The following is an 8,937-nucleotide window of genomic DNA, read 5'->3' on the forward strand; positions in this document are numbered from 1 at the left end:
ATTTAGATATCAATAAACCACTGCGTCTATGGATTTTCATATAAACCTTGTTAAAATTTAGGACTTTTGGGGCAGCCCCCTTCGTTTTCCTCATTAAATCACTCTAATATTAAGTTTTTTCTAAAATTAACATAAAAAATAAGACCCAAAGCATTTCTACTCTGAGCCTTTTATTTACTTACAGTAAATCTAACTTACTACCTTTTATGGCAGCTTTTTCCATATTTTTCAACAACACTATTCCTAATATTAAAAATACAAAAGCTAACACTAACTCTCCTCTAATTAGATATATGTTGCTTATTACACTCTCCCCACCTATTAATTTTTGAGCTAAAAGTATAGATCGCGTTAGTGGTAAAGTATAGCAAAATTGCTCTACTAAATATGGAAAATTACTAACTGGAAAATTCGCTCCTGTAAATATTAAAAGTACTTTGTCTATAGTATTCGTTACTAGGTGAATTTCTGTCGTTAATAATATTAAACACGAGATAAAAAATCCAAAACAAGTCGCTACAAATATTGCTAATATTAAAATAAAAACAAACTCCAATATTTTTTGTCCATTCCAAGCTAGTCCTAATAATAAACTAAGTACGCTAACTCCAAAAACTACCGATACAAAACTTAGTAACATAGTTGAGATTGCACTTGAAATTAATATTTCTGAAATACTCGTTTTAGTCGCTAACATTAGCGACAATGTTCCACTTGCCCTCTCCCTTGCTAACTGAAGACCGACTCTATAAATTGCCGTAAATGCACTAGTCACTATCGCATTACTTATAACCCATTTTTCAATATTTTCCGCACCATAAACATAGTATCCTACTAGTGAATAACACATCATTTGCATTAGTGGAATTAACAAATCTATAGTAAAGAAAGCACGCCAATCATTTAATACCGAAGACATTTTATATGAAAAACTAACTCTTCTAAAAAATCTATACACATTTTCCATATTAAAACACCTCCAAAGTCCCATTAATAACACATAGTTTCTTAATTTTTCTAAATGAAAATATACTAATAATAAAATAAATAATTATAATAATCACCAATATAAACGCTACTCTCAATAATTCTTCATTACTACCACCTTGAACAGCTAACTTATAACCTTCCATCGCCCATGTTGGACTCAATAAGTATGAAATATATTGAATAAATTTTGGGAAGATCGAAATAGGAAAGACCATCCCAGTTAGCATTATTATCGGATAATCAATAACATTCATAAGAATACTTATTTTTCTAGATAAAGTAAATAATCCTGCCATCATAAAACCGACAGCTATCATAGACACTATCATTAAAATTGTTATTAATACAAAATAACTAAAACTTGCAAACTGGATAGATTTATTAAATAAAATTTTTACCGTCAACATATTAAGTCCAAAACTAAATATTCCCCAAAGTGTGTTCCCTAAAATTTTTCCAAAAATGATATTTTCGAAACCTATCGGTGAGGTGAAAATCATTGGCATAGTTCCTAGCCATTTTTCTCTATCCATATCACTAGCTGATGAAAAACAAATACTTCCCCAAAAAGTAGCGATTCCCGCTCCTATAAAAGCATATAACATAAAATCTTCCACACTACGATTTTGATAAATCATCCCGAGTAAAATTCCACTTAATATCGGGCTAATAAAAATACAAAATCTAAACATTGGACGTGCTATTGATTGTTTCATCTGAACTTTGGCACTCATTAATATTGCTCTCAACATATTATGCATCCCCCAATAGTTCTATATAAATATCTTCTAACGTTATTTCTAAATTCTTTTTATTTTTCTCTTCTTGTTCGCGTTCTTTCTTTGCTTTTATTTCTTCTTTTCTTTCGTAAGAAACAAGATTTTGTAATCCTACCACATCATCCAAGGCAAGCAGTTCACCTTTTTTTATTATCGCAATTCTATCACAAAGTTCTTCTGCTTCTGGCATATAATGAGTTGTTAGTAAAATAGTTACTCCTTCTTTAGACAGTTTTTTTATTAATTCTCTTAATTCTTTTGCTCCTACTGGATCTAATCCAATACTCGGTTCATCTAAAAATATTACTTTTGGATTATTTAACAATGCTCTTGCAATTTGAAGTCTTTGTTTCATTCCTTTGGAGAAAGTTTCTACCTTTTTATCTATAAACTCACTTAACCCCACTTGAGCTATTAATTTTTCAATTAATTCTTTTTGATCTTTAGAAGGAATTTTGTATAAATCTGCAAAATATGCCAAATTATCTCTTGCACTAAGCCGCCAATAAAGGCTCCTCTCACCACCAAAAACAAAATTAATATATTCTCTAACTTTTTTAGCTTCCGAAAAAGTATCAAACCCAAACACTTTTGCTTCTCCTTCGCTTGGAGCAAGCATCGTAGTCAAAATTTTTATCGTTGTTGTTTTACCCGCACCATTAGGTCCTAACAAACCAAAAATTTCTCCTTCTTTCACTGAAAATTCTATTCCTTTTATAGCTTCAAATTCACCATTTTTCGGAGTCTTGAAACTTCTTTTTAGACCTTTTACATCTATTATATTATCCATCACTTTCTCCACTTCCTAAAATAATTCCGACCTAGACTTTTCAACAACTAATTATATTCAAATCCCTTAATAGAGAGTCTTCAATAACGTTTATTTATATTCTACTTTACGTTGTTATTTCTGTAACAACTAATTTTATCATACAAAAGCTCCTTTAGTAGATTTTAATTAATCTATAGTCTTATCAATTTATATATTTCACTTTTATACATTATATCAAATATCACTACTCTCTCATAGTGAAAAAGGAGAAATCATACCACATTGATATGACTTCTCCTCTTTTCGAATGAATTTCTATTCTTTTTTCTTTATGAATTATTATTTATCCCTCGTTCTACTTCTTCTTTTAAATACTTATGATATATTTTTTCCTTTTAACGTTTTTCAAATTTCAATAAAACAAATATTCCCAAGCCAAACATTATTGTTAATATGTTCAAAGATACTCCAAGAACTTTTATATTGTCATAAACGAAAGGTATTAATAAAAACAAGACGCCAAATACTGAATAAAAACTAGTTATGATAGTATGAATAGCTCCAAGATCTTCTCCTTCATAATCATCATAGAGCATTTTTTCAAAGAAGTTTCCAGAAACTCCTATTACAACAAAGGTGATAAAGAAAAACAATAATTTTAGATAACTATTATCTATTATGAATACTAACAAAAAGCTAGTTCCTGATATCAAATAATCCATATAGAAGAAATTTTTGGGAGGAACTTTTACAAAAGGTGCAACCATTGCTCCTACTAAGTCCGCACCACGCCATACAGAAAGAACTAAGGCTATCCATTTTACATCAATATTTATGCTAATAAGATAAAGCGGAAGCAGTTTTAAAAGCAAGTCAGTAGCTCCGCTAAGAAATGCTTCGATAACAATTATCTTCGACGCTGCGTTTCGTGAAAACAATGTCTTTATATTGCCGACTATACTAGCTTCAACTACCTCTTCTGTTTTCTTAGTTTCTTCGGTAGTTTGAATATTTTTATTCAGGTTTAACTTTGTAAAGAAGTATACACCCGCTAAAAAGATTGGAATACTTAGTTGCATAAGTGACAAATAAGTGATGAACCCAAGTAACAGCGATGCAACGAAATTACTAAGTATATCTAATGAATTTGAGGTGAAATATTGAATATCAACTGATTTATTAATCAAATTATTATCATTATTAAGAACTTCAGGTGTTACTTTTACATTTAATGAAGTAAGAACACAATTTACTAAGTTAAATAAAAAGTTATAAATAAATATAAAAGCAATATGAGCTTTATTTATTAATGCAACTATTAAAAGACTGACTAAAATAATATGCATAATTTGGAAACAGAGAATCCAAAATTTTGTATTTTTTATCTTATTAAAGAAATAACTATATGAAAATGCGACTAGCGATGGAATCATTCCTATTAAAGCAAACGACGTCAATGTACTCGCTTCTATATTGTATACTTCTACCAAAGCAATCGTTACCGCAACCATATAAAAGCTATCCGCTATATTCAATACCGAACGCCCTAAGATTAGATTAATAAAATTCTTAGGAAATATTTTTAGTAATTTCAAAATTATGCACCTCCCATGTGAGTAAGTCGATTTGAATATATATTAACACTAATATATTATATAGTCAATTCTTTTTTCTGAAAAAACCGAAAATATAAATAAATAATCTGAAAAATTATAGATTTTATATTAGAGAAAATAAGTAAAAGATTTTTTTTAATATAAAAATATTATATCCTATTACATACTAATTTCACCTCATTCATTTTACCTAATAGAGGATAAAAATAATGACCACCCCTGAAAAGGGGTGGTTTTCTCTTCGGGTATAACCCTTTGTTACTAACACGCACCTCAAGGCGCTGGCTTTCACATTCGTTCAAGCCCTATTGTATTTTAACGCCCGCCACCCGTTAAACGGGTTTATCTATTTTTTTTATTTCCAAATGGATTTGTGTATTCTTTTGTTGTCAGTTTATCTATTGCAATGTCATGCGATTCTTGTTCTCTGATATATTTTCTTATTGTACTTTCATTTAATCCTACAGTACTTACATAGTATCCTTCTGCCCAAAACTTTCTATTTCCATACTTGTATTTCAAGTTTGAAAGCATATCAAATATCATCAGTGAACTTTTCCCTTTCAAATATCCCATAAAACTTGATACACTATATTTGGGTGGTATTGATAACAGCAAATGTATATGATCTGGCATTATATGTCCTTCTATTATTTCCACTCCTTTGTACTTACATAACCTTTTTATTATATCTACTATATCTCGTTTGTATTGATTAAATTCTATTTTTCGTCTATACTTAGGTGTAAATACAATATGGTATTTACACAACCACTTTGTATGCGATAAACTATTATGTTTATTTGCCATAATTAAAATCATCCTTTCTTTATTTTAGAACTTGAACTACTCTTATTTTATCAAGAAAGGATGATTTTTCAATTGTTTAACTTTTATCTCGCACCCGCATAGCGGGTGGTTTTTTGTTTCGGAGACTTCGCCTCCTCAACTGGCTAAAGCCTTTAATAAAAGAGCTCATCAAAAAATCGGACTGATTTTTTGATGAGCCTATATTTCTCTGATCTGACTGTCTTTGAAGTATACTTCTATCTTTATAAATTTACAAAATACCATTGCATACATTTGTTATATAGTTTTACTATTCTAAATTTAGTTTATGTTTTGCCATTTTGCGAATACGTTCTGGAGAAGTGTGGTCTATAAATTGACTTTCTTTTAGATCTAGCGCTGCAATTTCTTCTTTATCTGTTAAGTCTAAAGTAAAATCAAATACATTTAAGTTTTCTTTCATACGTTCTTGTTTTGTAGTTTTCGCTAACACGACAATATTTTGTTCTACAAAATAACGTATAATTACTTGTGCGACTGACTTATTATGTTTTTTAGCTATTTTCTCTAATACTGGATTTGAAAAGATATTGTTTCTACCTTCTGCAAAAGGTGCCCACGCCTCTAACGTAACATTTTCTTCTTTTAGTATCTCAACTTTTTCTTTTTGTTGATGGAATGGATTTAGTTCAATCTGGTTTACAGCTGGCATTTCGCCTGTAAAAACTCCTAAGTCAACTAACTTATCATAATTAAAATTAGAAACCCCTATTGATCGTATCTTTCCTTCTCTTTTTAATTCACACATAGCTCGCCATGCGCCATATACATCATTATATGGTTGATGGATTAAAACTAAATCTAAATAATCAAGTTGCATTCTTTGTAAAGAATCTAAAATTGATTCTTTTGCTTTATCATAAGAAACATTTTCTACCCATACCTTAGTAGTTATGAATAATTCTTCTCTGGCTACTCCGCAATGTTTAATTGCTTTTCCTACTTCAGCTTCGTTTAAATATACTTGAGCAGTATCTATATGTCTATATCCTGCTTCTATTGCTGCAATAACTGATTTTTCAGTTTCTTCTTTTGGTATTTGATAAACTCCAAATCCTAAAATAGGTATTTTATTGCCATCCATTAAAGTTAATTCTCTCATTTGTTAACTCTCCTAACTTTCTTTAATTTTATATATTTAATTATCTAACTTTTTTATATATTCAATAATGGTATTTAGTACCCTTATTACATTTAGAACGGGCAAATTATTCAATGTTTTTAATACCGGATGTTGCCCATCATTCCACTAGATTACTTTATTATACCACAAAACTAACACTTCATTCCACAGATGAAAAACAGAGAGTGACTCAACAAAATCGATTTCTCCGAAATCGCGATTTTTGAGTCACTCCCATGCGCTTTATTGTCTTTTATTGACTTTAAAACAAAAACGCGTTACAATGAAAGCTCTAATAAAGGAAATACGATTTGATCTATCTGTAATTACAAACATATATTATGCTTTACATTGATAAAAGGAGGTATATTTCATAAATAAGAATTTTAAATTTGTACATACTATTCTTTCTACTAGTCTTTTAGTCACCCCCCTGTGTCTTATATAATTCAAATATAAGCCACCGTCTTAAACGGTTCTACATTGGAGTCTAGTTAGCGCTAGGCTCTTTTTATATTTTTATTATACCATAATTTAGATAAAACTCAAGTAAACTTAACTCAATGATACAGTAAAATTATTACGGAAAAATAAATTCCTTTTAAAAATTAGATAAGTATTGCTCTCCTTTTTTAAAAAATTATATAACTTTATTTCGTAGATTTTTTCTTCTCATTGCGGTAATCTATTATATATAAAATAATCTCAACTACTAAAAAAATTATTGCTATCTTTATAACCTTTGGAAAGAATATACAAAATACAACAATTGGTATTAACTCTAATAATTGTTGTTTATTCTTTTTGAAAATAGGTTGAGAATTTCTTCTAAACACAAAATATAAAAAAGCAATAGTTATAGTTGCAACTATAGATCCTAATGTACTATCCAATACTAATAACCTCCTCTTATTCGGGAATTTTTATATTATGGTGTTATTTAACTTTACACCTTTATTGTAATATGAAAATACAATGGTATCAATACGAAAATCTCAGTAGCTCATTTCATATAAAAACAAATGTACACTTAGTCATCTCTAAAACAACTAAGTGTACATTCTCTTATCTCTCATCACCTAATAATTCTGATCTTATTATCACGCTTATTGCTAAAACAAACATTATTAGACTTAAAAATATTGTAACGTAAGTATTTATATCAAGATCCATATCGAAAATTACAGTTCTCATACTCGTTAATTGGTAAGTTAATGGATTAAGTTTTGATATATAGTATAGCACCTTAGAATTATCCAGACTATAAAAAGTCGGTGCAGCAAAAATTATCGGTAGTAATAATGTTCCTAAGATAAGATCTCTAGTTCTATACGATACAGTTCCTAATGAGATAATAACCCCAAGAGAAAACCAAAATACTAGACTAATAATTACAATAATTAATACTTTTAAGAAAGGAACTATCTGTATTTTTATTCCTAAAAAGAACGATAAGAAGTAAATTAATAATACTTGCACTATTGTGATTCCTAATGGAAATACTAATTTCCCTAAGAAATAAGAAATAGCTGATGTCCCTTTTATTCTTTTATACGCTAGAAGTCCCCATTTTTTATCTAAATTCACCCTATAAACCGACTGATTCATCTGAGAATTTAGTATTACTCCAATTATTCCAACAAAAATGTATTCAATATAGCTAACATTTTCTCCTTTAAAAGCTAAACTTGAAAAAGAGTTCCCTATCCCAAATCCAAAGAATACAAAGTACAAAATTGGAACCATAAGCTGAGTATATATAATCTGCTTATTATTTTCGATCGCCTTATATTCTATATACGATGTCGCCCAAAAATTCTTCATAACATTTTTCATATAATTACTCCTCCAATTCCAATATTCTCTTCAAGGTAATTTCTTCTTTCTGCAGGCTTCCTATTGTAATATTTTCTGCCAATAGTAGTTTTAAGACATTTGAAATTTCCTCTTCTTTTTCCAAGAAAATTTTTAAATTTTTATCATCAACGATTGTAATAGTATCTTTATGTTTCTCTACTACATCTTTACTTAATTCGCCACTGTAAGAAATGTTATATACTATTTCTTTATTATATTCTTTTAAGAAAGTGCTCATTTCCCCAAAGTATAAACATTCCCCGTCGTTTATATAAATTATCTTATTACAATACTTTTCTATAAGATCTAAGTCATGAGAAGATATAAAAACAGCATGTTCTTTATTGTTATTTTTTATGTATTCTAATATATTTTTTGATAATACTATATCCAATCCTGTAGTAGGTTCATCTAAGAATAAAATTTTTGAATCTGATATCAAACTTCTTGCTATTTGTACCCTCTGCAGTTGTCCTCCAGATAATTCTGTTAAGTCTGATTTCTCCTTACCTTTTAAACCTAGAACCTCAATAATCTCATCTACACTTTTCTTGCTAATAGTATTTTTAGAGTATAATACCCCCATATAAATATTGTCATATACATTTAAGTACCAATCTACTGATTGATTTTGCATACAGTAGTCTATATCTCGAACAGATACACCTTCACCAAAAGATACCTCTCCTTCGATCTTAGAAAACAATCCTAATGTAGAATTAATTATCGTAGTTTTCCCTGAACCACTTTTACCTATAAGTGCAATCATATCTCCTTTTTCCGCAGAAAAAGAAATATTTTTAATCGCGTAATCACTAGAATTTTTATATTTGTATGCTAAATTTTTCACTGTTAATAGATTTACCATCTAACTCCCTCCTCCCGATATTACGTTTTACTTCTAATTACTTTTTAGAAAAGGGAGTGACTCAAAAATCGTGATTTCGTAGA

General features: G+C 29.1%; 9 protein-coding genes. All 9 read right to left on the reverse strand.

Annotated features, from left to right (window positions below; translation table 11 throughout):
* Nucleotides 1-178 precede the first annotated feature (178 nt).
* Nucleotides 179-967 carry an ABC transporter permease gene (locus HMPREF3186_RS06390; RefSeq protein WP_060914441.1) on the reverse strand — a complete coding sequence of 263 codons (789 nt, stop codon included), beginning with the start codon at nt 965-967 and terminating at the stop codon, nt 179-181.
* Between the two features lies 1 nt (nt 968).
* Nucleotides 969-1,742 (reverse strand): ABC transporter permease, encoded by a 774-nt coding sequence (locus tag HMPREF3186_RS06395; RefSeq protein WP_060914442.1) that lies wholly within the window; start codon nt 1,740-1,742, stop codon nt 969-971.
* Nucleotide 1,743: 1 nt separating this feature from the next.
* Nucleotides 1,744-2,559 (reverse strand): ABC transporter ATP-binding protein, encoded by an 816-nt coding sequence (locus HMPREF3186_RS06400; RefSeq protein WP_060914443.1) that lies wholly within the window; start codon nt 2,557-2,559, stop codon nt 1,744-1,746.
* A 377-nt stretch (nt 2,560-2,936) separates the two neighbouring features.
* Nucleotides 2,937-4,136, reverse strand: a complete 1,200-nt coding sequence (locus tag HMPREF3186_RS09195; protein ID WP_197415029.1) for a hypothetical protein — start codon at nt 4,134-4,136, stop codon at nt 2,937-2,939.
* Between the two features lie 363 nt (nt 4,137-4,499).
* A complete protein-coding gene (gene tnpA, locus HMPREF3186_RS06410) occupies nt 4,500-4,967 on the reverse strand; it encodes an IS200/IS605 family transposase (protein WP_060914444.1) in 468 nt (155 codons plus the stop codon).
* Nucleotides 4,968-5,256: 289 nt separating this feature from the next.
* Entirely contained in the window at nt 5,257-6,108 is an 852-nt protein-coding gene (locus HMPREF3186_RS06415) for an aldo/keto reductase (RefSeq protein WP_060914445.1), read from the reverse strand.
* Nucleotides 6,109-6,779: 671 nt separating this feature from the next.
* Nucleotides 6,780-7,022, reverse strand: a complete 243-nt coding sequence (locus tag HMPREF3186_RS06420) for a hypothetical protein (RefSeq protein ID WP_060914446.1) — start codon at nt 7,020-7,022, stop codon at nt 6,780-6,782.
* Between the two features lie 172 nt (nt 7,023-7,194).
* Complete coding sequence (locus tag HMPREF3186_RS06425; RefSeq protein WP_060914447.1) at nt 7,195-7,965, reverse strand: ABC transporter permease; 771 nt, start codon at nt 7,963-7,965, stop codon at nt 7,195-7,197.
* A 4-nt stretch (nt 7,966-7,969) separates the two neighbouring features.
* Nucleotides 7,970-8,854, reverse strand: a complete 885-nt coding sequence (locus HMPREF3186_RS06430) for an ATP-binding cassette domain-containing protein (protein WP_060914448.1) — start codon at nt 8,852-8,854, stop codon at nt 7,970-7,972.
* Between the last annotated feature and the right edge of the window lie 83 nt (nt 8,855-8,937).

The sequence above is a fragment of the Gemella haemolysans genome (assembly GCF_001553035.1).
Classification (GTDB): Bacteria; Bacillota; Bacilli; order Staphylococcales; family Gemellaceae; genus Gemella; species Gemella haemolysans_B.